General features: G+C 62.8%; 25 protein-coding genes. 11 read left to right on the top strand and 14 right to left on the bottom strand.

Features of this window, described 5'->3' with window-relative positions:
• Nucleotides 1-7: 7 nt before the first annotated feature.
• The 6 genes from AC07OK_RS22370 to AC07OK_RS22345 form a co-directional block, all read right to left on the bottom strand.
• A complete protein-coding gene (locus AC07OK_RS22370) occupies nucleotides 8-1,972 on the bottom strand; it encodes a glycoside hydrolase family 97 protein (protein ID WP_494692353.1) in 1,965 nt (654 codons plus the stop codon).
• Between the two features lie 65 nt (nucleotides 1,973-2,037).
• Entirely contained in the window at nucleotides 2,038-3,003 is a 966-nt protein-coding gene (locus AC07OK_RS22365; protein WP_494692352.1) for a LysR family transcriptional regulator, read from the bottom strand.
• A gap of 166 nt (nucleotides 3,004-3,169) precedes the next feature.
• The gene (locus tag AC07OK_RS22360; protein ID WP_494692351.1) at nucleotides 3,170-3,361 is read right to left on the bottom strand and encodes a hypothetical protein; all 192 of its coding nucleotides are present in this window, start codon (nucleotides 3,359-3,361) and stop codon (nucleotides 3,170-3,172) included.
• 113 nt (nucleotides 3,362-3,474) lie between these two features.
• On the bottom strand, nucleotides 3,475-4,725 hold the full coding sequence (locus tag AC07OK_RS22355; protein ID WP_494692350.1) for an MFS transporter: 1,251 nt from the start codon (nucleotides 4,723-4,725) through the stop codon (nucleotides 3,475-3,477).
• Nucleotides 4,726-4,730: 5 nt separating this feature from the next.
• Nucleotides 4,731-5,033: a hypothetical protein gene (locus AC07OK_RS22350; protein WP_020706023.1), complete on the bottom strand. Its 303-nt coding sequence runs from the start codon at nucleotides 5,031-5,033 to the stop codon at nucleotides 4,731-4,733.
• A 23-nt stretch (nucleotides 5,034-5,056) separates the two neighbouring features.
• Nucleotides 5,057-5,608: an RNA polymerase sigma factor gene (locus AC07OK_RS22345; RefSeq protein WP_494692349.1), complete on the bottom strand. Its 552-nt coding sequence runs from the start codon at nucleotides 5,606-5,608 to the stop codon at nucleotides 5,057-5,059.
• Nucleotides 5,609-5,800: 192 nt separating this feature from the next.
• Between AC07OK_RS22345 and AC07OK_RS22340 the strand changes: the two genes are divergently transcribed.
• Nucleotides 5,801-6,454, top strand: a complete 654-nt coding sequence (locus AC07OK_RS22340) for an FxDxF family PEP-CTERM protein (RefSeq protein WP_494692348.1) — start codon at nucleotides 5,801-5,803, stop codon at nucleotides 6,452-6,454.
• On the opposite strand, the gene AC07OK_RS22335 is transcribed toward AC07OK_RS22340, so the two are convergent.
• The gene (locus tag AC07OK_RS22335) at nucleotides 6,449-7,267 is read right to left on the bottom strand and encodes a class I SAM-dependent methyltransferase (protein WP_494692347.1); all 819 of its coding nucleotides are present in this window, start codon (nucleotides 7,265-7,267) and stop codon (nucleotides 6,449-6,451) included. The two genes, AC07OK_RS22340 and AC07OK_RS22335, sit on opposite strands and share 6 nt — an antisense overlap.
• A gap of 73 nt (nucleotides 7,268-7,340) precedes the next feature.
• On the opposite strand from AC07OK_RS22335, the gene AC07OK_RS22330 reads away from it, so the two are divergent.
• Genes AC07OK_RS22330 through AC07OK_RS22320 form a run of 3 tightly spaced genes read left to right on the top strand, consistent with a single transcriptional unit; the run spans nucleotide 7,341 to nucleotide 8,304 of the window.
• Nucleotides 7,341-7,733, top strand: a complete 393-nt coding sequence (locus AC07OK_RS22330) for a helix-turn-helix domain-containing protein (protein WP_494692346.1) — start codon at nucleotides 7,341-7,343, stop codon at nucleotides 7,731-7,733.
• 50 nt (nucleotides 7,734-7,783) lie between these two features.
• Nucleotides 7,784-8,044 (top strand): DUF4160 domain-containing protein, encoded by a 261-nt coding sequence (locus tag AC07OK_RS22325; RefSeq protein ID WP_494692345.1) that lies wholly within the window; start codon nucleotides 7,784-7,786, stop codon nucleotides 8,042-8,044.
• Between the two features lie 5 nt (nucleotides 8,045-8,049).
• A complete protein-coding gene (locus AC07OK_RS22320; RefSeq protein ID WP_494692344.1) occupies nucleotides 8,050-8,304 on the top strand; it encodes a DUF2442 domain-containing protein in 255 nt (84 codons plus the stop codon).
• A 13-nt stretch (nucleotides 8,305-8,317) separates the two neighbouring features.
• Here AC07OK_RS22320 and AC07OK_RS22315 read toward each other — a convergent pair whose 3' ends face one another.
• The gene (locus tag AC07OK_RS22315; RefSeq protein WP_494692343.1) at nucleotides 8,318-9,289 is read right to left on the bottom strand and encodes a LysR family transcriptional regulator; all 972 of its coding nucleotides are present in this window, start codon (nucleotides 9,287-9,289) and stop codon (nucleotides 8,318-8,320) included.
• Between the two features lie 29 nt (nucleotides 9,290-9,318).
• Between AC07OK_RS22315 and AC07OK_RS22310 the strand changes: the two genes are divergently transcribed.
• Entirely contained in the window at nucleotides 9,319-10,218 is a 900-nt protein-coding gene (locus tag AC07OK_RS22310; protein ID WP_494692342.1) for an NmrA family NAD(P)-binding protein, read from the top strand.
• A gap of 76 nt (nucleotides 10,219-10,294) precedes the next feature.
• Here the strand turns inward: AC07OK_RS22310 and AC07OK_RS22305 are convergent, their stop codons facing one another.
• Nucleotides 10,295-11,701, bottom strand: coding sequence for a DEAD/DEAH box helicase (locus AC07OK_RS22305; protein WP_494692341.1), 1,407 nt, complete (start codon nucleotides 11,699-11,701; stop codon nucleotides 10,295-10,297).
• A gap of 581 nt (nucleotides 11,702-12,282) precedes the next feature.
• On the opposite strand from AC07OK_RS22305, the gene AC07OK_RS22300 reads away from it, so the two are divergent.
• Nucleotides 12,283-12,939 carry a DUF642 domain-containing protein gene (locus tag AC07OK_RS22300; protein ID WP_494692340.1) on the top strand — a complete coding sequence of 219 codons (657 nt, stop codon included), beginning with the start codon at nucleotides 12,283-12,285 and terminating at the stop codon, nucleotides 12,937-12,939.
• A 65-nt stretch (nucleotides 12,940-13,004) separates the two neighbouring features.
• On the opposite strand, the gene fabI is transcribed toward AC07OK_RS22300, so the two are convergent.
• On the bottom strand, nucleotides 13,005-13,796 hold the full coding sequence (gene fabI, locus AC07OK_RS22295; RefSeq protein WP_020706032.1) for an enoyl-ACP reductase FabI: 792 nt from the start codon (nucleotides 13,794-13,796) through the stop codon (nucleotides 13,005-13,007).
• Nucleotides 13,797-13,994: 198 nt separating this feature from the next.
• On the bottom strand, nucleotides 13,995-15,395 hold the full coding sequence (locus AC07OK_RS22290; protein ID WP_494692339.1) for a transglycosylase SLT domain-containing protein: 1,401 nt from the start codon (nucleotides 15,393-15,395) through the stop codon (nucleotides 13,995-13,997).
• A gap of 226 nt (nucleotides 15,396-15,621) precedes the next feature.
• On the opposite strand from AC07OK_RS22290, the gene AC07OK_RS22285 reads away from it, so the two are divergent.
• Both AC07OK_RS22285 and AC07OK_RS22280 read left to right on the top strand, forming a co-directional pair.
• A complete protein-coding gene (locus AC07OK_RS22285) occupies nucleotides 15,622-16,179 on the top strand; it encodes a DUF1415 domain-containing protein (RefSeq protein WP_494692338.1) in 558 nt (185 codons plus the stop codon).
• The gene (locus AC07OK_RS22280) at nucleotides 16,179-16,367 is read left to right on the top strand and encodes a DUF1289 domain-containing protein (protein ID WP_494692448.1); all 189 of its coding nucleotides are present in this window, start codon (nucleotides 16,179-16,181) and stop codon (nucleotides 16,365-16,367) included. The genes AC07OK_RS22285 and AC07OK_RS22280 overlap by 1 nt, the downstream gene beginning before the upstream one ends.
• A gap of 12 nt (nucleotides 16,368-16,379) precedes the next feature.
• On the opposite strand, the gene AC07OK_RS22275 is transcribed toward AC07OK_RS22280, so the two are convergent.
• Nucleotides 16,380-16,889: a DUF1993 domain-containing protein gene (locus AC07OK_RS22275; protein WP_020706036.1), complete on the bottom strand. Its 510-nt coding sequence runs from the start codon at nucleotides 16,887-16,889 to the stop codon at nucleotides 16,380-16,382.
• 174 nt (nucleotides 16,890-17,063) lie between these two features.
• On the opposite strand from AC07OK_RS22275, the gene AC07OK_RS22270 reads away from it, so the two are divergent.
• From AC07OK_RS22270 to AC07OK_RS22260, 3 genes are all read left to right on the top strand, one after another.
• The gene (locus AC07OK_RS22270; RefSeq protein ID WP_494692337.1) at nucleotides 17,064-20,186 is read left to right on the top strand and encodes an EAL domain-containing protein; all 3,123 of its coding nucleotides are present in this window, start codon (nucleotides 17,064-17,066) and stop codon (nucleotides 20,184-20,186) included.
• Between the two features lie 101 nt (nucleotides 20,187-20,287).
• The gene (locus AC07OK_RS22265) at nucleotides 20,288-22,474 is read left to right on the top strand and encodes a xanthine dehydrogenase family protein molybdopterin-binding subunit (RefSeq protein ID WP_494692447.1); all 2,187 of its coding nucleotides are present in this window, start codon (nucleotides 20,288-20,290) and stop codon (nucleotides 22,472-22,474) included.
• Nucleotides 22,471-22,689, top strand: a complete 219-nt coding sequence (locus AC07OK_RS22260; protein WP_494692336.1) for a DUF7661 family protein — start codon at nucleotides 22,471-22,473, stop codon at nucleotides 22,687-22,689. Before AC07OK_RS22265 ends, AC07OK_RS22260 begins: the two co-directional genes overlap by 4 nt.
• Before the next feature lie 199 nt (nucleotides 22,690-22,888).
• Here the strand turns inward: AC07OK_RS22260 and AC07OK_RS22255 are convergent, their stop codons facing one another.
• Nucleotides 22,889-23,416: a hypothetical protein gene (locus tag AC07OK_RS22255; RefSeq protein ID WP_494692335.1), complete on the bottom strand. Its 528-nt coding sequence runs from the start codon at nucleotides 23,414-23,416 to the stop codon at nucleotides 22,889-22,891.
• On the bottom strand, nucleotides 23,413-23,640 hold the full coding sequence (locus AC07OK_RS22250) for a hypothetical protein (RefSeq protein ID WP_494692334.1): 228 nt from the start codon (nucleotides 23,638-23,640) through the stop codon (nucleotides 23,413-23,415). The genes AC07OK_RS22255 and AC07OK_RS22250 overlap by 4 nt, the downstream gene beginning before the upstream one ends.
• Nucleotides 23,641-23,790: the final 150 nt, after the last annotated feature.

Here is a 23,790-nt window from a genome sequence, read left to right as displayed (position 1 = left end):
GTTCTCCTTATTTCGCAGGCGTGCCTGGGCGGATGATGGCGGCCCAGCCGCCGCCTGGCGCCAGGCGCATGGTGAGGCGGCTGGCGCGGGTCACGTCGGCGCTGCCGGCCTGCACGTCGGTGGCGAAGATCGCCGCGTTCGGACCGTCTTCCATGCTGCTCATCTGGTAGCTGCCTTCGCCCAGGAAGGACAGGTCGAGCGCCAGTTCGCGGCCGTCGGCGCCGGTCATGGCGCCCACATACCAGGTGTCGCCGTGGCGGCGCGCCATGGCCACGTAGCGGCCCAAATCGGCGTGCAGCACGCGGCTTTCGTCCCACTCCACCGGCACCTTGCGGATGAAGGCCAGCGACGAGGGATTGGCGCGGTATTGCGACGGGCTGTCGGCCAGCATCTGCAAGGGGCTTTCATAGATCACGTACATCGCCAGCTGGTGCGCGCGCGTGCCCTGGCTCATGGGGCGGTCGAAGCTGGCCACGAAGTCCTTGCGGTGGGCGTTGCTCATGGCGCCGGGGGTGTAGTCCATCGGCCCGGCGAACATGCGGATGAAGGGCACGGTGACGTCGTGCTCCGGGGTCTGCTTGTCGGTCCACTTGTCGTTCTCCAGACCCTTCACGCCTTCGAAGGTGAGCACGTTCGGCCAGGTGCGTTGCAGGCCGCTGGGCTTGAAACTGCCGTGGAAGTCCACCAGCAGCTTGCGCGAGGCCGCTTCACGCGCTACGCGCTCGTAGTAGTTGACCATCCACTGGTCGGCGCGCTGCATGAAGTCGACCTTGATGCCGGCCGCGCCCCAGCGCGCGAACTGGTCCAGCGCCGCCGTCATCTGGGTGTCCAGCGTTTTCCACGACACCCACAAGATGATGCCGACGCCGCGTTCCCTGGCATGCGCCATCAGCGCCGGCATGTCGATGGCCGGCTTGACCGCCAGCAGGTCGCCCAGCTCATACCAGCCTTCGTCCATGATGATGTATTCGAGGCCGTTCTCCGCCGCGAAATCGATGTAGTGGCGATAGGTGCGCGTGTCGATGCCGGACTTGAACGGCACGTTGTACAGGTGGTTGCCGTTGTACCAGTCCCACGCCACCTTGCCCGGCTTGATCCAGTCGGTTTGCTTCAGCTCCTGGGCGTCGGCCAGCAGGTAGGGCATCTGGTTCAGCAGCAGGCCGCCGGCGTCGGCGGCGATGCCCATGATGCGCCATGGGTAGGCGCGGGTGCCGGCGGTGCGCGCGATGTAGGGCGCTTCCTGCGTCACCGGCACGTTGCGGTCGTCGCGCGCGGTGTCGGCCAGCGCCACTTTCGGGTACACGGCGCGCAGGCCGTCCGCCTCGCCGTGCAGGTACATGCCTGGATAGTCGCGCAGACCGGATTCGGTCAGCACCAGGTGCGATCCGCCGCTGCGCACCAACGCCGGCACGCCCACCAGTTTGCCCACCGCCTCGCTGACGGCCAGCGGCTGGTAATAGTGCTCGTTGTGCGACTGCATGGACTTCTCCTGCGGCCAGTACAGCGTGTCCTGCGGCCGCACGTGGACGCCGGCCAGTTCGTCCTCCACCGTCACCTGGCCGGGCAGCTCGGTGCGGAAGCGGTAGGCGATGCCTTCGTCGTAGGCGCGCACTTCCAGCGTGTAGCCGCCGGCGAAGTCCAGCTGCAAGGCGTTGTAGTGGTCGCGCACCTGGCGCGATTTCTGCGCCACCACGGGACGCACCGTGGTGTCGATGCTGGTGCGCTGCTGCTTGGTCAGGCGCGGATGGTCGCCCAGGGTGCCGATGCCGCTCAGTTTCAGGCCGATGGCGGAGGGCAGCACCAGCTGGGCGTCGCGGTGGCTGACCGCCAGCGTCAGCTGCTCGCCGGTGTCGATGGTGACGCGCAGCTGGCGGTCGGGCGAATTCAGTTCCAGCAGGTTGGCGGCCTGGCTGGCCAGCGGCGCGATCAGGAACAGCGCGCCGAGGCGGCGCGCAAAGGACAGGTGTTTCAAGGCAGTCTCCCTATAGGTGTTTTTGGCATGCTATGCGCGCGGGGGCATAGCAGTCCATTCACCTTTTATGCGTCTGCCATATCGAATACGGCAAGGCTGGTCGAGGCCTGGCGGCGTATCGCTTGCAGCAGCAGCTCGGCGCCCGGCGACAGCAGGCGGTCGCGCCGGCGGATGATGCCGTAGGGGTCCATCTGGCAGGCCAGTTCGATCGGCAGCACCGCCAGCAGGCCCAGTTCCTGGTAGTGCAGCGCGATGTCGGCCGACATCACGTTCAGCGCGTCGCTCATTTGCAGCATGCTGGTGATGAGCACGATTTCGCTGGTGTCGACCACGTCGCCCGGCGGCTCCAGGCCGGCGTTGTGGAACTGCTGGTCGAAGCGCTGGCGCAGGATGCTGCCGGGCGGCGGCATGATCCACGGCGCGGACGCCAGTTCGTGCAGCGAGAGCCGCGCGCGCCCGGCCAGCGGGTGGCCGACGCGCGCCACCACCACCACCGGTTCGGCCGCCAGCTCCTCGTATTGCAGGTCGGCTTTGTCGGACAGACCGCTCATGCGCGCCAGCAGAAAATCGAAGTTGCCCCGTTGTAGGCGTTCGAGCAGCACCGTGCTCGATTCAACCTGCACGCCGATACGCAGCAGCGGCGCCAGCTTTTTGACGCGGGTGATGGCGCAGGGCAGCAGCCGCATGGCCGGCGTCATGATGCTGCCGACGTCGACCTGGCCGGCCAGGCCGGCCCGGAGCGCGACGATGTCCTCATGCGCGCGCGCCAGGCTGGTGAGCGCCATGCGTGCGTGGCGTATCATGCTCTCGCCGTAGATGGTGGGTTCCATGCCGCGCGGCAGGCGCTCGAACAGCGCGATGCCGAGCATGTCCTCGAGTTCCTTGAGCTGCTTGGAGGCGGCTGGCTGGGTCATGCACAGGACTTCGGCCGCGCGCATCAACGTGCCCTCGTCGTCCAGCGCGATCAGCAACAGCAGCTGGCGGGTTTTCAGGCGCGCGCGCAGGAACCAGTTTGGATTTGGCGCGTTCATGGCGTCTCCCTTGTAACTATGAAAAAATTATACGGGGCGGAGCCATAGCCGTTCAATGATGTAATCGAGGCCTTGGATATCGAAATCGGCATAGTGCCGGCAGGCTGAATGCGAAACGGCCCGGCCGAAAATTCGACCGGGCCGTCCGTGACCGGGTTGTTGCTCGTTACTGCGCCAGCGGTTCGCCGCGCAATTTGTCCAGCATCTGCAAGGTCGTCGGCAGCAGGTTCATGATGCCGTGATAGGCACAGTATTCACAAAATGCTTCTTCCGGACTCATGGCGGTGATGCTGGCGTCCGAGTGTCCGCGACGGCGCAGTGCGCGTAAGCAGGCTGCGTCCATATTCCTTGCGTTCATGCGCTGATTCCCTTTCGAATGGTTCCAGGTTGGTTGGGATGATGTCTCAGTGCAATTATATGCTCAAAATAGTGCTGCGTGGCAACTATATTGAGTTATTTTAAGATGTGGGGCTATTTTGTCATGGCGGCGGCCTGCGGCATGGCCGCCGCCGCCGTGTTGCGGTTCAGGCGCCACAGCAAGGCCAGGCCGACCAGCGAGGTGCCGACCACGACGAAGCCCACCCGGTCGAAATGCTGCAGCTGGCCGGACACGCCCTGGGTGACGATATGGCCGGCAAGCACCGAGGCCACGCCGCCCGACAGCTGCTGGATCGAGGCGCTGATGGCGTTGAACGAGCCGCGCTGGGTCTGCGCTGGCACGCCCGCCATCATGGCCTGGAACGGGATCATGCGCGAGAAGATGCCGATGAACAGCACGGTGTTGATGACGATGAACACCGGCAGCGCGGTCACGCCCAGGTGGGTGTAGACCAGCACCATGGTGATGGTCAGCGTGGTGCCGAAGGTGAACACGCGGAACTTGCCGACCGCGTCGGCCAGCTTGCCGATCAGCGGGCCGATGAAGATGGTGCACAGGCCGGTGACCAGGTAGACCGTCGGCAGGTGGAACAGGTCGATGCCCAGGTTGTTGACGATGTAGGCGCTGCTGAACGGCATCAGCATGAAGCCGCCGGTGGTCAGCAAGGCGGTGGTGGCGAAGGCCAGCAGATAGCGCCGCTCGGTGACGGTGTGGAACAGGTGCATCCAGGCGCTGTGCTCCTGCGGCTTGCCGAGGTGGGCATTGACCGGCTGCAGCTTCCACGCCACCAGCAGGCCGCCGCTCAGGCCGAAGGCGGCCATGGCGACGAAGGGGATGTGCCAGTTCCAGTGGCTCGACAAATAGATGCCGGCCGGGATGCCCAGCACCTGGCTGGCGGCGAACGCGGTCTGGATGAAGCCCATGACGCGGCCGCGCTGTTGCGGCAGGAACAGGTCGCTGGCGATGGCCAGCACGATGGAACCGATCACGCCGCCGAACAGGCCGGTGACGATGCGCGCGGCCAGCAGCGATTCATAGCTTTGCGCCATGCCGCACCACAGCGTGCCGAGGATGAAGCCGGTATAGAAGAACAGCAGCAGTTTCTTGCGGTCGAAGCGGTCGGCGAAACCGGCCGTCAGCAGGCCGGACGCGCCGGCGCTGAAGGCGTAGGCCGACACCACCAGCCCGAACTGCTTGGGGCTGATGCTCAGCGCCGGCATGATGACCGCGCCGAGCGGCGACATCAGCATGAAATCGAGGATGACGGCGAATTGCAGGAAGGCCAGCATCGCCACCACGGTTTTTTGATAGCCGGTGAACGGCGTCGCTACGGGTTTAGTCATGTGTCTTATTCTTTGTTGGGGCGGCAGTAGGCGCCGCGGTCTTTGTGGAATTGTGCGCGCTCTTCGGGCGTCATCGCCTGCCAGCGCTGCCAGCGTTCGCGGCCGTAGTGGCCGCCGCCGTGGCGGCCGCGGAAGCCGCCGAACAGAATCCGACATAGTACCAGCAGGCCTAGCGCGCGCCAGTAGTCGATTTGCATGCTGCCGGCGAACACGCCGGGCATGACCGAGTTCCATAACATCATCACCACCCAGGCCAGCGCGGCCACCCCCACGAGGATCAGCGGCAGGAACAGCAGTTTCCTTTTCATTTCAGTCACTCCTTTCTTTCATTTCATTCGTTGTCGTACAGGGTTTGCAAGCGCGTGCGCAGATACAGGACGGCGTAGCGCTTGCGGGCCAACAGGGTGTTGATGGACAGGCCGCTTTGCGCGGCCATTTCTTTGAAGCTGGCGCCGTCCAGTTCGTGCGCGATGAACACCTCGCGCTGGTTGGCCGGCAATTCCTCCAGCGCCGTTTGCAGTTCGGCCAGCAGCGTCGAGCGGGCGTAGGCGTCTTCCGGGCTGCCGTCGGGCGAGGGCAGCAGCAGGTCGAGGCGGCAGTCCTCGCCGTCGTCGCCGGCCAGGTCGTCGAGCCGCACTTCCTTCTTCTTGCGGAAGCGGTCGATGATGCGGTTGCGCGCCACCCGGAACAGCCAGGCGCTGACTTGCTCGATCGGCTCCGGCAGCCGGTAGGCCTGGACGAATTCGTAGAACACATCTTGCAGGATGTCGTCCGCATCGGTCGGATCGCTGACGCGGCGCCGGATAAAATTCCCGAGACGAGACCGCTCCCGCAGTACGGTGGCAGCGATGTCCTGTTCGGTGGTTGAATTCGGTGGTGTCATAGCTTTGTAGACGGCTCACGACTAGGCATATTGTGGCAATTCGCAACTTTTTATGATTAATCGACCAAGCTATTCGACGTCATGTGGCAGAAATAGCGATAGCATTTATTTGTTGTTTTTATTATAATTAAAAATATGACAAGAGTTTCACTTTAGGCTATCCAAGCCTTCCTACAACTGAACGGATAAACAATGAAAACAATGAAAAGTAGTCGCTACGCCAAATGCATGGTTGCCGGTATCCTGTCTTGCGGATTGTTTGCCTGCAGCGCTTTCGCTGCCCCGCTGTCGCCTAGCCAGGTGGGGAACATTGCTGTCAACGACTATAGAACCAGCAATTTCCTGACGCTGAATTGGGATAATGGCGTGCAGAATATCGGCTTGCTGCAGTTTGATTTGACGGCTTATGCCGGCAAGACGATTGGCAACGCAACATTAAATTTGTATCACCAGTATAACGGCACGCCGGGTGCTGAATTCGACCTGTTCCAGAACACCTCCGGCTGGATTTCCACGATCAGCACCTGGAGTAGCGCGCCGACCTACAATTCGAGCTCCGCTGCGGCGCTCAACATTGCAGACAGCCATTCCCGCATCTGGCGTTCCGTCGATGTGACCTCGGCAATCAATGCATGGACCAGCGGTAGCCAGGCAAATTACGGCTGGACATTTAAACGCGTCGATCAAAGCAGCCCGATCGCCTACTTTTCGGCGACCACCAACATTGATGGCGGATTTGCGCCGACACTCAACATTACAGTCGTACCTGAGCCAGAGACCTACGCCATGCTGCTGGCCGGTTTGGGCCTGATGGGCTGCGTGGCCCGTCGCCGCAAGACGTCATAAAATCGCCGGCCCGGTTGCCTTGATATCCCAGCAGGCCGCCGTGAAGCGGACTTCGTCGCCGCGCACGTAAGGCGCGAAGCCGGCGCGGGCGGCTTGCGCCACTTGCTGGCGGGTGTGCTGGTCCGCCGTTTGCAGCGCGCGGCCTACCGGGCCGAGCTCGGTCAGGTATTGGTATAAACGGTTTTCGGGGAAGCTGCACACCACGTCCAGCGGCGCGATGGCGATGTCGCTCCAGCCGCTGTGTTCGAGGATGGCGTGCAGGCGCTGCCGGTCGGCCAGGCCGAACTGGCCGGGCTCGTCGGGACGGCGCAGCGGCAGGCCGGGCAGCAAATCGGCCGCGCTGCGCTCGGCGGCGGTCATGAAGGGATTGTCCTCGGGGCTGCGCCAGACGATGGCGTGCAGGCTTGCGCGCTCGCGCGCCGCGCGCCGCAGGTTGCGGAAGGCGGCCACGGGATCGTCGAAGAACATCAGGCCGAAGCGCGAGACGATGGCGTCGAAGCTGGCGGATTCGAAGGCGTGCTGCTGCGCGTCGCCGAGGATGTAGCTGATGTTGGGCTGCTGGCCTCTGGCTGCGGCGGCGGCCAGCATCGGCGCGGAGACGTCGACGCCGGTACAGTGGCCGTCCGGGCCGAGCCGGCGGGCGATGGCGTGCACGACGCTGCCGGTGCCGCAGCCGACGTCCAGCACCCGGCGCGCCTCGGCGGGGATGGCCTGGACGATCAAGTCCTCGATGGGCTGGTACATCCGGTCGAGCATGTCTTGCGCGGCGACCCAGGTGTTACCGGCTGCGCCGTTCCATAGTGATGCGTCCATGATCTGTCCTCTCGCTTGTCTTCAAAAAGTGAAAGTGCTACTGTGCCACTTCAAGTCAACTTGAGGTCAAGCGATGGCGAGTCTGGACATAGCCGAAGTGGCGCGAATATCGGGCATGCCCGCATCCACGCTGCGATTTTACGAGGAAAAGGGCTTGATCGCTCCGATCGGCCGGCGCGGCTTGCGCCGGCTGTACGATGCTGGCGTGGTCGAGCGCCTGGCGTTGATCGCGCTGGGCCGGGCCTCCGGCTTCACGCTCGACGAAATCGCCGGCATGTTCGGCGCCGACGGCGACCTGCGCATCGACCGCCACTTGCTGACCACCAAGGCGGACGATCTGGACCGCACCATCAAGAAACTCACCGCCATGCGCGACGGCCTGCGGCACGCGGCCGTGTGCAAGGCCGCCAGTCACATGGAATGCCCCACCTTTCGGCGGATCTTGCGGATTGCGGGCAGGGCGTAAGCAGGGGTTTGCTATACTGATTTCAAGTTCATACGTCGGAGCGGTGAGCCATGCCTACGATTAGCATCTTTTACGGACTTGTGATTCAGATGTTTTTCCGGGATCATCTCCCACCGCATTTTCACGTGAGGTATGGTGAATTCAAGGCCACAATCGATATTCGGAAACAAGAACTGATGGGCGGCCGATTACCTCCCAGGGCACTCGGCTTGGTGTTGGACTGGGCCGAGTTGCATCAAGATGAATTATTGGAAAACTGGCGTCTTTGTGAATCTATGCAGACTCCTAATCCAATATCGCCATTGGAGTAAAACATATGGAATGGGATGTCGTCGATCTGAAACTACACGACGAGCATACTCTCTGGGTGCGGTTTAAGGACGGAGTTGAGGGCGTCGTTAAATTTAACCCGTCTGCGTTCCGAGGAGTTTTTGCTCATCTACGTGACCATACGCTATTTGGCCAAGTGGCCGTGGTGGATGGTGTGGTTACTTGGCCAGGGGAGCTTGACCTGGCGCCCGACGCGATGCACGACGAAATCCAGCGCAAGGGGTGTTGGATTTTGTCCTGAGGGTGTTTGGCATTTACGCGGGCGTGTTGAACGACGTGACAACCTCGACCAGCTGCTGCCTGACCCAAACGTGGGCGGGGTCGCGATGGAAGCGCTCGTGCCAGATCATGGCTGGCGACAAGGGCGCGACCTGTAGCGGCAGATCCAGCAGCGCCAGCGGAAGAGTTTGCGCAAGCAGGCGCGCCAAGCGGCCAGGCAGCGTGAGTATCATGTCGCTGTCCGCCACCAACATCGCAGCAGCAAGAAAGTGGGGAACCCGCAGCGCGACATGGCGCGTGAGCCCCAGTGCCGTGAGCGCCACGTCGACCGCGCTTTCTCCGACGCCGGAAATGGTCACGGCAATGTGACGCAAGCCCACATATCGTTCCAGGCTGAGCCCATCCGCCAGGCCGGGATGACCGGACCGCGCCACGCACACCAGGCTGTCCGCGTACAGGCCGCGGCGATGGAAGCTGCCGGGCAGCGCCTTGAAAATTCCCAGCGCCAGATCCGCGCCCCCTTGCTCGATCAGCCGCACATTGTCCCCAACGGGTTGCGCGATGTGGAGACTGAGCGCAGGCGCATGGCGCTCGAAGCGGGCCATCAAACCGGCCAGGACCATCAGGCTCAGGTGGTCGTGGGCGGCGATCGTGATGCGCCCCGTTGCCGAGGCGGGATCGAAGACGGCAGGCGAGATGATGCCACGGGCATCGTCCAGCAGCTTGGCCACCGGACCTGCCAGCGCCTCGCCGCGCGGCGTCAGTTCCAGGCCGAGCTTGCCGCGCACCAGCAGGCGGTCGCCCAGCATCGTGCGCAGTCGCGCCAGCGCGCGGCTGGCGGCCGGCTGGCTCAGGCCCAGGCGGAGGCCCGCCTGGGTGACGCTGCGCTCCCGAACGAGGGCTTCGAACAGTTTCAGCAGGTTGAGGTCGAGTGTCGATAAATCCACTTGGTGCATGTTGGCTATGACTTCTATGTCATTGGTGAATGTCGGGCCATCATGCACCATTCGGGTTCAACTGAACAGGAGATTTCCGTATGACTGCTTGCTTCCCCCATCCTTACGTAGTGTTCGGCGTGACCGGCCGTACCGGCGGCGCTGCCGCCGATGCACTTTTGCGCGCCGGCCTGCCGGTGCGCGTCGTCGTGCGCGACCCGGCCCAAGGCCGACCGTGGGCCGAACGCGGCGCAGAAGTCGTCGTGGCCGACCTGACCGACCTGGCCTCGATGGTCACGGCGCTCAGTCAGGCTCAGGGCGCCTATGTCGTCAATCCGCAGCATTACCAACGTGTAGACCTGTTCGAGCGGGCGGACTTGATCGCTACTATCACGGCGCGCGCTGCGGTTGCGGCGGAGGTGCCCAGACTGGTGGCGCTATCCTCGGTGGGCGCCGATCGTGAAAGCGGAACGGGATGGATAGGGATGAACCGCATGTTCGAGCAGCGTCTGGGCGCAAGCGGTGTGCCCATCACGTTTCTGCGCGCTGCCTATTTCATGGAGAACTGGATGCCGATGGTCGGGCATGCGATACACAGCGGCGCACTGCCGACGTTTCTGGCGCCGGCGCAGCGGACTATTCCAATGGTGGCGACTGTTGATGTTGGCTGCGCCGCAGCGGCTTTGCTGCAGGAGGCGAGGAAGGGGAGCAGCGTCGTCACGCTCTCGGGCCCCAAGGACTACGCAGCGAATGACGTCGCCGCCATTATTTCAGCCGCGCTCGGGAAGCCTGTCGAGGTGGTGGAGCTGCCGGAAACGGCGTGGCCCAAGGCGCTGGCGGATGCCGGTTTCTCACCCGCCGCACTGGCTGGCTTCACCGAAATGACCTGTGGCCTCAATGGCTCGCATATCGACATCAAGAGCGACGCCACCGCGATTGAGTGGGCGGGAACGACGACGCTTGAACGTGTCATCGTCGAACTGGTGCGGCGCCAGCGCTAAGCCCAATGCAAAAAGCCCCCGTTGGCACTGATCGGGATCAGGCCAACGGGGGCTTTTTAATTCAGCGGACTAGCGATTAACGGTCGCCGTAGCTGCGGCGTGCGCCGTCGGTGCTGCGTGGGTTGCTGCCCTTGTAGCCGCCGCCGGTGGTGCTGCCTTCTTTGCGCGGTGCGCCTGGCTTGCTGAACGTGCGCTGGCCGGATGGCTTGGCGCCGCCACGGTTGTCGCCTGGTTTCCAGCCGCCTGGACGCGGGGACGAACGCGATGCCGACGCGGTCTTCTTAGGCTCGTAGCCTTCGATGACGTTGACCGGAATCAGCTGCTTGGTGAAGCGTTCGATGCGCTTGACGTTCATGCCTTCAGCGTGGTTCACCAGCGAGATCGCCAGGCCATTGCGGCCAGCACGGCCGGTACGGCCGATGCGGTGCACGTAGTCTTCCGGGAACTTCGGCAGGTCGTAGTTGAACACGTGGGTGATGGTCGGCACGTCGATACCGCGGGCGGCGACGTCGGTGGCGATCAGGATCTTCACCTGGCCGCGGCGCAGGCTGTCCAGCGTGCGGTTACGGGCGCCCTGGTGCATGTCGCCATGCAGTGCGGCGGCCGAGAAACCGGCGATGTTCAGACGGTCGGCGATGGTGTCGGCGTCACGCTTGGTGGCGGTGAAGACCACGGCCTGGTCCAGCGAGTCGTCGCGCAGCAGGTGGTCCAGCAGGCGATTCTTGTGCGACAGGTCGTCGACGAAGTGCACGCGCTGGGTGATGTTTTCGTGCTTGTTGGCGGCGCTGACGATCTGGATCACTTGCGGATCCTTGGTGATGCGGCGCGCCATGTTGCCGACCACGCCGTCCAGCGTGGCCGAGAACAGCATGGTCTGGCGGGTCGACGGGGTAGCGTCGACGATTTTTTCGATGTCGTCGATGAAGCCCATGTCCAGCATGCGGTCGGCTTCGTCCAGCACCAGGATTTCCAGCTGCGAGAAGTCGATCTTGCCCGATTCCATGTGGTCGATCAGACGGCCTGGGGTTGCCACCAGAATCTCAGGATTCTTGGCCAGCAGTTGCATCTGTTTTGGGTAAGGCATACCGCCCAGGATCGACACTGCTTTCAAACGACGCAGGTTGACGCTGTATTTGTCGGTATTGGAGGTCACTTGCAGGGCCAGTTCGCGGGTTGGGGTCAACACCAGCATTTTTGGCTGTGCAGCTTTAAAACGTGGGCGCTCGCCACGGGCACGGGCGGCTTGCATTTCTTGATTCGGAGTCTTGCCGGCAGCGGCCGGGTCGATCTCGGACAAACGGTGCAGCGACGGCAGCATGAACGCTGCAGTCTTGCCGGAACCGGTTTGCGAGGAAACCAACAAGTCCTTGCCTGCGATAGCGGCAGGGATGGCCTGCTGCTGTACTGGAGTCGGCGCGGTGTAGCCGGCGTCGGTCAGGGCTTTAATGAGGGACGTGTTGAGACCAAGTGCTTCAAATGTCATGCTGTTCTTTCGTAAAAAACCGGCGTTCGTGCAAAAGCCGAACGCGAAATAGCTACGCCTACCAAAACGAAATGACTCAATCAAAATCGAAAGAAATTTCGGCACAAAAGCTTTGCGCCGGGACGATGTCAGGTGCGACACCAAAGGCGGGAGGGCTTTAATAGCGACATCAGGGTGATGCGCTAAGGCTTGCGAAGCTGCTAGTAATACCTGGCTGATCAATCGGCGCTGCGTTTGTCGCAGCGCGCTCACTGCAGCGCACAGGCGACACTATACAGCAGTTAGGCTGGTCTGTATAGGTCAATCCCCGGCTATTGTGCAGTGCCGCAGTTACTTGTGTGTCAACTTTGTGTATTTCGCTGTGTTGCGCGATGCAATTTCGACGGACTGGGACGTTGATGGTGGACGTGCGGCGGCGGCCCGAAATTGTCGGGTCCGGCTTGAAAAATGGCCGTGTGTGTGCGCTTGCACAAGGCCGCAGGCAGTGCTTGATGATGTGAAAAATACAATTTATACTAATCAAGTTGAAAGTCGCTTGGCCATTGCAGGATACAAAGAAACTCATCGCACCAGGGGAAACCATGAAACTGAAATCGACCTTGCTGGCCGCTGCGCTGGCGCTGGCTGCGCACGCGGGCGCAGCCGAATTGATCACCAACGGCAGCTTTGAAGCCGGCGCCATCGTCGCCAATCACAGCGACCCTGGGTCGCAGCAGTTGTTGAGCGGCGATGGCGGCACGCTGGCCGGCTGGACCGTCATCGGCGGCAACGACATCGCCTGGATCGGCCTGGGCAATCCGTATTCAATCAACGCGTCGCAGGGCAATAACTTCCTCGACCTGACGGGCTGGCATGACCAGAGCGCCACCGGCGGCGGCGTCAAGCAGAGCATCGCCACCACGGCGGGGGCGACTTATACGCTGAGCTTCGATATCGGCAATTCCGTCAATTACAACTTCGGCAGCAACGACAGCCTGTTTGTCACGGCCGGCAACGTGGTGGGGCAGCAGGTCTGGACCTCGACCTCCAACCTGGCGAGTTCCTGGGACCATGTGACGATGTCCTTCGTGGCCAGTGGCGCGAGCACCGAGGTCTCGTTCGCCGGCGGCCAGGCGGTGTATTACATCGGCCTGGACAATGTCAGCGTCACGGCTGCCGTGCCGGAACCGTCGTCGGCGCTGATGCTGGGCGCCGGCCTGCTGGGCATGGCCGCCTGGCTGCGTCGCCGCCGCGCCTGAAAATCGCCCCCGCATGAAAAACGCCCTGCATGCAGGGCGTTTTGCTTGGGCGAGGCGCGAGCGGCTTAGGTGTAGTCTTCCGCGTTCAGGCCCATGACGTGCGAGAAGCCGCCGTCGACGTAGGTGATCTCGCCGGTGATGCCGGAGGCCAGGTCGGACAGCATGAAGGCGGCGGTGTTGCCCACTTCTTCAATCGTGACGTTGCGGCGCAGCGGCGCGTGCGACGAGGCAAAGCCCAGCAGCTTGCCGAAGTCCTTGATGCCGGACGCGGCCAACGTCTTGATCGGACCGGCCGAGATGCCGTTGGCGCGGATGCCCAGCTTGCCCAGGTTTTCCGCCAGGTAGCGTACCGACGCTTCCAGCGAAGCCTTGGCCAGGCCCATGGTGTTGTAGTAAGGGATGGCGCGCACCGCACCCAGGTACGACAAGGTCAGCAGCGACGAGCCATCTTTGAGCAGCGGCAGCGCGGCCTTGGCCATCGCCGGGAAGCTGTAGGCCGAGATGTCGTGGGCGATGCGGAAGTTCTCGCGGGTCAGGCCGTCCAGGAACTCGCCGGCGATCGCTTCGCGCGGCGCGAAGCCGATCGCGTGCACCAGGCCGTCCAGCTGCGACCAGCTCTGGCCCAGGTCGGCGAACAGCGCGGCGATCTGCTCGTCGCTGCCGACGTCGCAGTCGTAGACCAGCTTGCTGTCGAACTCTGCGGCGAATTCGGTGATGCGGTCCTTGAAGCGTTCGCCGACGTAGGTGAACGCCAGTTCGGCGCCTTCGCGATGGCAGGCCTTGGCGATACCGTAAGCGATGGAACGGTTCGACAGCAAACCAGTGATGAGGATTTTTTTGCCTTGCAAGAACGCCATAGTGACTCCGATTGCAACTGCGCGCCGTGGCTTGCCCTGGTGGGCTGGCTGGCGACGTCAGTGGGGTTGTTGTTTGTGTGAGAGGCGCGTTGCCGGCCGCTGCAAGACCAAGATTGTAGGGCGAGTGGGCCGCGACTGCAACCTTTGATCGCAGTCGCAACCCCGGCGGCATGCGTGCTCACCGGGGGCGGACCGTCGTCAGTCGTGGTTTTTACGGTGTTTGCCCTTGACGGCGTCGCGCGAGACGCGCGCCTTGACCAGCGTCACCGGGCTGGACTTGGCGGCCTTGCCGCCTTTGGCCAGTTTGTAGCCGGACTTGCTGGTGGTGCGTTCGCGTTCGGCCTCGAAGGCGACGGTGGCGTTGCGCTCCACTTCGGGCGAGATGTCGACGCTGGCCGAGGTCGAAATCTTCGGCACCAGGATGGTGGAGCCGGCTTTTAACATCGATTTCTGCGGGATGTTGTTGGCCTGGCGGATCACTTCCGGCGTGGTGTGGAAGCGCGAGGCCAGCGTGCCGATGCTTTCGCGGGCGGTGGTGATCTTGTGCGTGGTCCAGGTCGACAGGTCCTTGCCCCATTGCGCCAGGTTCAGGTGGAACTTGTCGGCGTTTTCCTTGGGCAGCAGGATCTTGGTCTGTTCGTCGCCGGTGATGACCGGGCGCTTGAACTGCGGGTTCAGCGCCTTGAACTCGTCGACCGACAGCTCGGCCAGGTGGGCGGCGATGGTCAGGTCGATGTCGCTGGTCTTGTCGACGGCGGTGAAGTAGGGCGTGTTGTCGATGGCCGGCAGGTTCAGGCCGTACTGGGCCGGATTGGCGATGATGTTCTTCACCGCCTGCAGCTTGGGCACGTAGTTACGGGTTTCGGCCGGCATCAGTTCGGCCAGGCTTTCGAAGTCGGTCGGCTTGCCGGCGGCCTGGTTGCGTTTGATGGCTTTCTGCACCGAGCCTTCGCCCCAGTTGTAGGCGGCCAGCGCCAGTTGCCAGTCGCCGAACATGTCGTACAGGCGCTGCAGGTAGCTCAGCGCGGCGTCGGTCGAGGCCAGCACGCCGCGGCGCTCGTCCTTGAAGGCGTCCTGCTTGAGGTTGTAGTCGCGGCCGGTGCCCGGCACGAACTGCCACATGCCGGCGGCGTTGGCGCTCGACAGCGCTTGCGGGTTGAACGCGGATTCGATGAAGGGCAGCAGCGCCAGTTCGGTCGGCATGCCGCGCTTTTCCAGCTCGGTGACGACGTGGAACAGGTAGCGCGAGGCGCGCGCCGTGGTGCGGCTGATGTACTCGGGACGGGCGGCGTACCAGTTGACGTGCTTGGCCACCAGCTCGTTGCTGATGTCCGGAATGGCGTAGCCGCTGCGGATGCGGCCCCAGACGTCTTTTTCGCGGAAAGCATCATCCTCGGCTGCTTTGGCCGGCTTGCTGGCTTTCAGGGAGGAGACATCGAGGGGAGCGGACGACTTGGAGAGGGCGTTGGGCAGGGCGGACAGCGGCAGGGACGCCGCCGGCGGCAGGCCCGGTGCTTCATCGTAGGCCTGGCTGATCGCCGGCGCCATCAGGGCCAGCAGGGTCGCCAAGGCGGCGGATTTAGAAATACGTGCTTGCATAGTTTTCCATTGTTATCGACGAGCAACATCGAGCGGACTATGAATAAACGTGGAGTGTACGAAGGTCGGGTTAGCGAGTCAAGAAATATGTCAGGTGGATGACTAATTCTTTTACGCAATAATTCTATGTAAATAAGCCGGAGATCGCTGCAAAATGGCTGAAGTATGAGTTCCCGCAAAGAGTGCGTACAATTCTGCTTTTGAGCAGTCACCAAGGAATTGAACTATGAGTAACCCCGCCATCGATCACGACGCCGTCATCGCCGAGACCGTCAACTGGGTGGAGAAGGCCGTCATCGGCCTGAACCTGTGTCCGTTTGCCAAGGCCGTGCATGTGAAGAAGCAGATCCGCTACGTGGTCTGCGAGGCCGCCACGCCCGAGGAATTGCTGGAAAAGCTGATCGAAGAGCTGGAATACCTGGCCGAGACCTCGCCGGAAAAGGTCGACACGACGATGATCATCCATCCGAACGTGCTGGCCGACTTCGAGGACTACAACGAGTTCCTGGACGTGGCCGACGCCGCGCTGGAAGACCTGGAGCTGGACGGCATCCTGCAGGTGGCCAGCTTCCATCCGGACTACCAGTTCGCCGACACGCACAAGAACGATATCGAAAACTACACCAACCGCGCGCCGTACCCGACGCTGCACCTGCTGCGCGAGGAGAGCGTGGAACGCGCGGTCGAGGCTTTCCCGGAAGCGGGCGACATCTTTGAAAAGAACATCGAGACGCTGCGCGCCCTGGGCCATGACGGCTGGGACAAGCTGATGCAGGTGAAATGATGGCCGACCTGCCGGTGCGTCCGGATACGCCCTGCGTGGCGGTGTGCTCCACCACCTTCGACGAGATCTGCCGCGGTTGCGGCAGGTCGGTGGTCGAGGTGGCGCACTGGGTGTCGATGAACGACGCGCAGAAGGAGCTGGTGTGGCAACGCATCCTGGCGCAGGGCTACCCGCGCCGGAATACTTGATTCAGTAGCTGATCAATACGTGCCGATGAAGTTCTTCTTGCCGATGTCCAGGCCGTTGTGGCGCAGGATGTCGTAAGCCGTGGTGGCGTGGAAGAAGAAATGCGGCAGCGCATAGTGGAACAGATAGCTCTGGCCGGTGAAGTGCTTGGTCTTCTCGCCGCTGCCGGTGGTGATTTCGCGCGTTTCGCTGCCTTCGATGGCGCTGGCCGGCACGCTGTCGATGTAGGCCAGGGTCTTGACGATGCGCTCTTTCAGCTCGGCGAAGCTGGTTTCGGTGTCTTCGTACGACGGCACTTCCAGGCCGCCCAGGCGGGCTGCGGCGCCTTTCGAGAAGTCGCAGGCGATCTGGATCTGGCGGGTGAACGGCAGCATGTCCGGGAACAGGCGGAACTGCAGCAGCGCGTTAGGCTCGATCTTTTTCTCGGCGGCGTGGGTTTCAGCCTTGTCGAGGATGACCAGCAGGCTGTTCAGAATTTGCTTGAACACGGGAATGGAGGCGGAATACATGGAGAAAGTGGTCATGGCAAGGCCCTCTGTTGAATTGAGCCGCGATGATAGCCTGCCTGTGGGTTTTTTGCTTGCACGATGACTTTTCGATGCTTTTCCGTGCATAATTCCAGTTAGTAACCTTCAAGTTTGCGCGACTAACCAATTTTAAACAGATGATGCAAACTTATCACTACAACGTACCGGTGCATGATTAGCGCCTTCTACCAGCGGATGCGTACCCGGCTCAGCGCCCTGTACGGTCTATCGATCTATGGTGCGCTGTTATTGGTGGTGTTTGGCGGCCTGGTGATCCCGGCCATCATCGGCAGCTATCTGCTGATCGGCGTGCACGAGCAGCAGTCGGCGCGCGCCACGCTGAAGGAGTCGTTGCAGCGCAACGCCGACATCCTGGCGCTGGGCATGCAGGAATCGCTGTGGAATATGAATGCCGAGTCGGCCCATTCGCTGGTCGAGTCGGTGATGCGCGACCAGTCGGTGCTGCAGGTGGAAGTGGTCGGCCAGGCCGACACCCAGTTCATGAGCGTGCATTCGCCGCGCCAGGCTGCCGGCAATGTGTTCCGCGCCGAGCGCGAGATCCTGGTGCGTGGCGAGCGCATCGGCCGCATCACGGTCGAGATGGACGACGCCCGCAGCCAGCAGGAGCTGCGCGAGAAGCAGCTGTCCTATGTGTTTGTGCTGGCCGGGCAGCTGATGGTGTCGCTGCTGCTGATCGTGCTATTCCTCAATTCCCGCCTGATCAAGCCGCTGCGCAAGCTGATGCGCTTCTCCGACCGCCTGTCGCACGGCGATTTCGAAACCCGGCTGGACCTGGTCGGCAACGACGAGCTGGGCCGCCTGGCCGGCCAGCTGGAGCAGATGCGGGTGGCGATCAAGCGCCTGTTCGAAGACATCGGCCAGCGCGAGGAGCGTTTCCGCACCATCGTCACGCAGGTGCCGGGCGCGGTGTTCCGCTTCCGTCCCGACGGCCCGATCGATTTCGTCTCCGACGCCATCGAGGAGATCTCCGGCTACTCGGCCGCGCAGTTCATGCGCAGCACCACCCATTCGTGGACCAACCTGATCGCGCCGGAAGACCGCAAGAAGCAGCGCCGCGCGGTGTCCGAGGCGATCCGCGGCGCCCAGCCCTATGAGGTCGAATACCGCATCCTGGACGCCGCCGGCACCGAGCGCTGGGTGGCCGAGAACGGCCAGCCGCAGCCGCACGACGGCGACGGCAACGCGCCCTGGGTGGACGGCATCATCTCCGACATCAGCCAGCGCAAGCACAACGAGATGCGCATCGAGGCGCTGTTGGCCGAGCAGAGCGCGATCCTGGACAACGTGATGTTCGGCGTGATGTTCGTGCGTAACCGCCAGATCGTCTCGGTCAACCGCCGCTGCGAAGAACTGTTCGGCTACGAGCCGGGCGCCATGACCGGCGCCTCGACCGCCATCGTGTTCCCCAACTCCTTCGATTTCGAATCGGCCGGCGCGCGCCAGTATCCGTCGCTGTCGGAAGGCGACTACTTCAACGAAGAGCGTCACTACCGCCGCAAGGACGGCAGCCTGTTCTGGTGCATGGTCAGCGGCTACGCGCTGGACAACAAGCGCGCCAACGAAGGCAGCATCTGGGTGTACGCCGACATCACCGCGCGCAAGGAGGCCGAAGAGAAGCTGCGCCTGTCGGCCACCGTGATCGAACACATCGCCGACGGCGTGGTGGTGCTCGACGCCCACGGCATCATCGTCGCCGTCAATCCGGCCTTCACGCAGATCACCGGCTACACCGAGCAGGAGGCGCTGGGCCACGACCACACGCTGACGCGCTCCGGCCGCCACGACCCCGACTTCTACGCCGACATGTGGACCGAGCAGGTGGAAACCGGTTTCTGGCGCGGCGAGATCTGGAACCGCCGCAAGAACGGCGAACTGTATCTGGAATGGCTGACGGTGAGCGCGGTGCGCGACACCCGCGGCCAGACCACGCATTACGTCGGCGTGTTCAGCGACATCACCAAGGCCAAGGAATCGCAGGAGAAACTGGACCACCTGGCGCACCACGATCCGCTGACCGCGCTGCCGAACCGCCTGCTGTTCCACGACCGCCTGCAGCACGCCCTGCTGCGCGCCGCGCGCGACGGCGAGCAGCTGGCGCTGTTGTTCATCGACCTGGATCGCTTCAAGAACGTCAACGACACGCTGGGCCACCACATCGGCGACGAGCTGCTCAAGCAGGTCGCCAAGGCCCTGCTCGAGCGCCTGCGCGAGGGCGACACGCTGGCGCGCCTGGGCGGCGACGAGTTCATTGTGCTGCTGGAGAATATCGAGAACCAGTTCGGCGCCAGCCAGGTCGCCGAGAAGCTGGTGCAGATGTTCGAGCAGCCGTTCATGGTGGCCGGCCACGAGCTGTTCGTCACCTGCAGCGTCGGCATCAGCGTGTTCCCGGAAGACGCGATCGACCTGAATATGCTGATACGGAACGCCGACGTGGCGATGTACCAGGCCAAGGCGCGCGGCCGCAACGGCTACAGCTTCTACACGCCGTCGATGACGGGCGAGGGCGTCGAGCGCCTGCGGCTGGAGACCTTCCTGCGCCGCTCGATCGAGAAGGACGAGATCTTCCTCAACTATCAGCCGCAGGTGGAAATCGATACCGGCCGCCTGATCGGCGTGGAGGCGCTGGTGCGCTGGAACCACCCCGAACTGGGCCTGATCCCGCCGATCCGCTTCATCCCGCTGGCCGAGGATACGGGCTTCATCAACCAGTTGGGCAAGTGGGTGCTGGAAGAAGCCTGCCGCCAGATGATGCGCTGGCAGGCGGCCGGCCTGCACGTGCCGAAGATGGCGGTCAACCTGTCGGCCAAGCAGTTCGAGCGTGGCAGCATCGTCAACATGGTGGCCGACATCCTGCGCGAGACGGGGCTGGAGCCGGATCGCCTGCAACTGGAGGTGACGGAGTCGGTGATCATGAACACCGGCGACGCCATGGTCTTCATCAACGATTTGCACTCGATCGGCGTGGGCCTGGCGATCGACGATTTCGGCACCGGCTACTCGTCGCTGGCCTACCTGAAGCAGCTGCCGGTGCAGACCTTGAAGATCGACCGTTCCTTCATCAAGGACATCTCGACCGACGTCAACGACGAGGCGATCGCCATCGCCATTATCCAGCTGGGCAAGAGCATGAACCTGTCGGTGATCGCGGAGGGCGTGGAGACCGAAGAACAGGCGGCCTTCCTGCTGCGTCACGGTTGCCGCCTGGCGCAGGGCTACTTCTACAGCAAGCCGGTGGCAGCGCAAGACCTGCTGACACGCTGGCATCAACCATAAACGATCGGAGACCTCCAGTGCAGCCATCAAAGAGAACGCGCAGGCGCTTTATTTTCGGCGGCGTGGCCGCAGTCGGCGCGCTGATCGTGGGCTGGGGCGCGATGCCGCCGAGGCAGCGCCTGCATGCTTCGCATCCGATGCTGCTGGGCGGCGCCTCGATCGCGCTCAATGGCTGGGTCGCGGTGGCGCCCGACGGCACCGTGAGCGTGGCCATGGCGCGCAGCGAGATGGGGCAGGGCGTGCACACCGCCTTGCCGATGCTGGTGGCCGAAGAGATGGACGTGCCGCTGTCGGCAGTGCGGCTGGTGCAGGCGCCGGCCGATAAAATCTACGGCAATATCGCGATGCTCAAGGACGGCCTGCCCTTCCACCCGGACGACAACGGCAACCTGAAAGCGGTGGTCAGCTGGACCGTCGGCAAGGTGGCGCGCGAGCTGGGCTTGGTCATCACCGGCGGCTCGTCCAGCGTCAAGGACGCGTGGCAGCCGATGCGCGAAGCCGGTGCCGCCGCGCGCGCGATGCTGGTCGCCGCCGCCGCCAAACAGTGGAATGCGCGCGTGGAAGAGTGCCGCACCGAAGACGGTTCCGTCATCCATGCCGATGGCCGGCGCCTGGCCTACGGCGCGCTGGCGATTGCCGCCGCCACCGCGTCACCGGGCGAGATCCGACTGAAGTCGCCCAAGGATTTCAAGCTGATCGGCCGTGCGCAGCCGCGCCGCGACACGCCGTCCAAGGTGAACGGAACGGCGGTGTTTGGCCTCGACGTGCGTCCCGAGAGCATGGTCTATGCGGCGGTGCGCATGTCGCCGGTGATCGGCGGCACGGTCGCCAGCGTCGACAAGGATGCGGTGTTGAAGATGCCGGGCGTGATGCGCGTGGTCGACTTTTCCAGCGCGCTGCCGGCCAGGACCGGCGCCGGCGCCGGCGTGGCGGTGGTGGCCAAGACCTGGTGGCAAGCCAAACAAGCCGCGCTAGCCTTGCCGGTGCAGTGGTCGACCGACGAGCGGGCCAAGATGTCGAGCGCCGCCATCTACGCGGAGTTCGCAGCCAAACTGGATTCGGAATCGGGCCACGCCTACCACAAGGACGGCGACATGGACGCGGTGGAGGGCAAGGTTGCCGGCGTCGCCAAAACCGTGGCGGCGGAATATCGCGCGCCCTATCTGGCGCATGCGGCGATGGAGCCAATCAACTGCACGGCGCAGGTCAAGGACGGCTATGTGTACCTGTGGGCGCCGACGCAGTCGCCCGGTTTTGCGGTGGCGACGGCGGCCAAGGTGGCCGGTGTCCCGGAGGACAAGGTGGTGCTGGTGGTGACCCTGCTGGGCGGCGGCTTCGGCCGGCGGCTGGATGTGGACATGGTGGCGCAGGTGGTGGCGCTGGCCAAGGAGACGCGCGGCCTGCCGGTGCAGATGATCTGGTCGCGCGAGGACGACACCACGCACGACGTGTACCGCCCGGCGGCGCTGGCGCGCTTCAGCGCCAGCCTGGATGCGGCGGGCAATGTGCTGGGCTACGATAACAAGTCGGCCAGCGGTTCGGTGTCGCACCAGTTCTTCAAGCGCAACCTGGGCTTGCCGCCCGGTGGGCCGGACAAGACCACGGTCGAAGGCGAGTTCGATATGCAGTACGAATTCGCTAACCAGCGCATTCGACATGTGATCGTCGACAGTCCGGTGCCGTTGGGGTATTGGCGGTCGGTCGGGCATTCGCACAACGCGTTTTTCAAAGAGAGCTTCATCGACGAGCTGGCGCATGCGGCGGGCAAGGACGGCGTGGAATTCCGGCGCGGCCTGCTGAAACGGCACCCGCGCCATCTGGCAGTGCTGGATGCGGCGGTGGCCAAGGCCGGCGTTGCGCCGGCGGGGCGCGCGCATGGCGTGGCGCTGCACCAGTCGTTCGGCACCATCGTCGCGCAGGTGGCGGAGGTGTCGGTCGAGGGCACCGAGATCCGCGTGCACCGGGTGGTGTGCGCGGTCGATTGCGGCATCGCCATCAATCCCAACATCATTGCGCAGCAGGTGGAATCGGCGGTGGTGTTCGGGCTGTCGGCGGCCTTGTTCGGCGCGGTGACGATCAAGGACGGCAAGGTCGAACAGACCAACTTCCATGACTATCCGGTGGTGCGCATGAACCAGGCGCCCGAGGTGGAGAGCATCATCATGCCGAGCACCGAGCATCCCGAGGGCATGGGCGAACCGGCCACGCCGCCGATCGCGCCGGCGGTGGCCAACGCGGTGTTCAAGCTGACCGGCAAGCGCCTGCGCAGCCTGCCGCTGACGCTGTGAAGGAGTTGCGCTTCAATGTGTTCGGGCGGCTGATCGCCATCAGCGGCGGGCAGGGCGCGTGGCGGGCGTTCTACTTCGGCGCCGAGGGCAAACGGCGGCCTGCGGATTTCATTGTGCCAGGCGAGGTTGCGGAGCATGAGCTGTGCGAGTACCTGGCCGATCTGTTTCATGAAGACGCCACACCGCGCAATCACTCAGCGGTGCAAATATCCTAGCTAGCATTCAGGTTGCCGCTGAAGCGCGGGGCTCAAATGTGAGTTCGCACGTCACATCAGGCGACCGGCAGTAACCGCCCCGAAGCCGACATTACAATTCAAGGTCAGGTTCGTACCGGCGAGGTGGCTGCTCGCTCAAAAGGAAGTTTGAAAGCACAATCCCTCACAAATGCTTTGACATCTATCTTTGGAACCGAGGTCAGTGCGACCGTTCCATTTCCAAAGCATCTTTGGTTGATGAGTATAAGAACATGGCCTTCGCCACAGCTAGACCTTGTTCTCGGTCTGCAGCAAATCTACGAAGTGCAATGCCAAAATCGGACCCTTCCTCGAGATGGAATAGGGTGGACTGTTCATTGGTAAGCAAAACGTTCTCGCCCAGGCTTACTTCGAGAATCAATTGATCCTTCAAGGTGCGGGCTGGCTTCGAAGACCAAAAATTAATCGCTTTCTCCGCTAATTCTTTGCTCACATACTTAGTTAGGTATGGCATTGCTGCAGACTCGATAACCGAATCCGGAATGGAGTTTTGGCGCTTGCACAACGACTGCATCAACGGGAGAGGATCGGATTTTGAGGAAGAGCATTTTGAGTAGAGGGCGGCGCGATTGATATCGGCGAACCGAACTGTCTGCAACATACGAAGCAAGATGACTTCCTCGGACTCAGCTTGGGCAAAACCACCTAATGGCATAAGCGCAAGCATTACGATTGGTAGTATTTTCATTTGATTGACCACAATAATCGCTTCTCAATAAGAGCTGTCAGCAATGGCAGATTGTTGGCCGATTGCAGCGGTAGACGCACTCCAGCCTTCTCATAGCAAACGTTCAGTACAGCCGCACCGCATCTAATCGCATAAGAGAGTGTACCATTTGGGCCATTAATTTGTTTGGACGTAGCGCAGGCGGCAAGGAAGACGACGGCAAAGAAAAGCAAAATGATTTTCATATTCGAGTCTCTTCTAAGTGAACGTCTGCTGCTGGCCGAGCACGGTCATTTACCTACAAAATGCCAGGCGCGTCGAGGGTGTAAATAATATTGTGTAAACGGTCATTTGGCAGGACACTGCCGCCATCAAGGAGATTTAATGACCGTTGT

This window comes from Duganella sp. GW821-FHT07G03 (genome assembly GCF_059418605.1).
Note: the sequence above shows the minus strand (reverse complement) of the source record. Positions and strands in the feature narration are given on the sequence as shown.

Coding starts and splice junctions, on each gene's coding strand:
- AC07OK_RS22365 (WP_494692352.1), bottom strand. CDS start 3,003: ATGAACGCGCCAAATCCAAACTGGTTCCTGCGCGCGCGCCTGAAAACC.
- AC07OK_RS22360 (WP_494692351.1), bottom strand. CDS start 3,361: ATGAACGCAAGGAATATGGACGCAGCCTGCTTACGCGCACTGCGCCGT.
- AC07OK_RS22355 (WP_494692350.1), bottom strand. CDS start 4,725: ATGACTAAACCCGTAGCGACGCCGTTCACCGGCTATCAAAAAACCGTG.
- AC07OK_RS22350 (WP_020706023.1), bottom strand. CDS start 5,033: ATGAAAAGGAAACTGCTGTTCCTGCCGCTGATCCTCGTGGGGGTGGCC.
- AC07OK_RS22345 (WP_494692349.1), bottom strand. CDS start 5,608: ATGACACCACCGAATTCAACCACCGAACAGGACATCGCTGCCACCGTA.
- AC07OK_RS22340 (WP_494692348.1), top strand. CDS start 5,801: ATGAAAACAATGAAAAGTAGTCGCTACGCCAAATGCATGGTTGCCGGT.
- AC07OK_RS22335 (WP_494692347.1), bottom strand. CDS start 7,267: ATGGACGCATCACTATGGAACGGCGCAGCCGGTAACACCTGGGTCGCC.
- AC07OK_RS22330 (WP_494692346.1), top strand. CDS start 7,341: ATGGCGAGTCTGGACATAGCCGAAGTGGCGCGAATATCGGGCATGCCC.
- AC07OK_RS22325 (WP_494692345.1), top strand. CDS start 7,784: ATGCCTACGATTAGCATCTTTTACGGACTTGTGATTCAGATGTTTTTC.
- AC07OK_RS22320 (WP_494692344.1), top strand. CDS start 8,050: ATGGAATGGGATGTCGTCGATCTGAAACTACACGACGAGCATACTCTC.
- AC07OK_RS22315 (WP_494692343.1), bottom strand. CDS start 9,289: ATGGTGCATGATGGCCCGACATTCACCAATGACATAGAAGTCATAGCC.
- AC07OK_RS22310 (WP_494692342.1), top strand. CDS start 9,319: ATGACTGCTTGCTTCCCCCATCCTTACGTAGTGTTCGGCGTGACCGGC.
- AC07OK_RS22305 (WP_494692341.1), bottom strand. CDS start 11,701: ATGACATTTGAAGCACTTGGTCTCAACACGTCCCTCATTAAAGCCCTG.
- AC07OK_RS22300 (WP_494692340.1), top strand. CDS start 12,283: ATGAAACTGAAATCGACCTTGCTGGCCGCTGCGCTGGCGCTGGCTGCG.
- fabI (WP_020706032.1), bottom strand. CDS start 13,796: ATGGCGTTCTTGCAAGGCAAAAAAATCCTCATCACTGGTTTGCTGTCG.
- AC07OK_RS22290 (WP_494692339.1), bottom strand. CDS start 15,395: ATGCAAGCACGTATTTCTAAATCCGCCGCCTTGGCGACCCTGCTGGCC.
- AC07OK_RS22285 (WP_494692338.1), top strand. CDS start 15,622: ATGAGTAACCCCGCCATCGATCACGACGCCGTCATCGCCGAGACCGTC.
- AC07OK_RS22280 (WP_494692448.1), top strand. CDS start 16,179: ATGGCCGACCTGCCGGTGCGTCCGGATACGCCCTGCGTGGCGGTGTGC.
- AC07OK_RS22275 (WP_020706036.1), bottom strand. CDS start 16,889: ATGACCACTTTCTCCATGTATTCCGCCTCCATTCCCGTGTTCAAGCAA.
- AC07OK_RS22270 (WP_494692337.1), top strand. CDS start 17,064: ATGATTAGCGCCTTCTACCAGCGGATGCGTACCCGGCTCAGCGCCCTG.
- AC07OK_RS22265 (WP_494692447.1), top strand. CDS start 20,288: ATGCCGCCGAGGCAGCGCCTGCATGCTTCGCATCCGATGCTGCTGGGC.
- AC07OK_RS22255 (WP_494692335.1), bottom strand. CDS start 23,416: ATGAAAATACTACCAATCGTAATGCTTGCGCTTATGCCATTAGGTGGT.
- AC07OK_RS22250 (WP_494692334.1), bottom strand. CDS start 23,640: ATGAAAATCATTTTGCTTTTCTTTGCCGTCGTCTTCCTTGCCGCCTGC.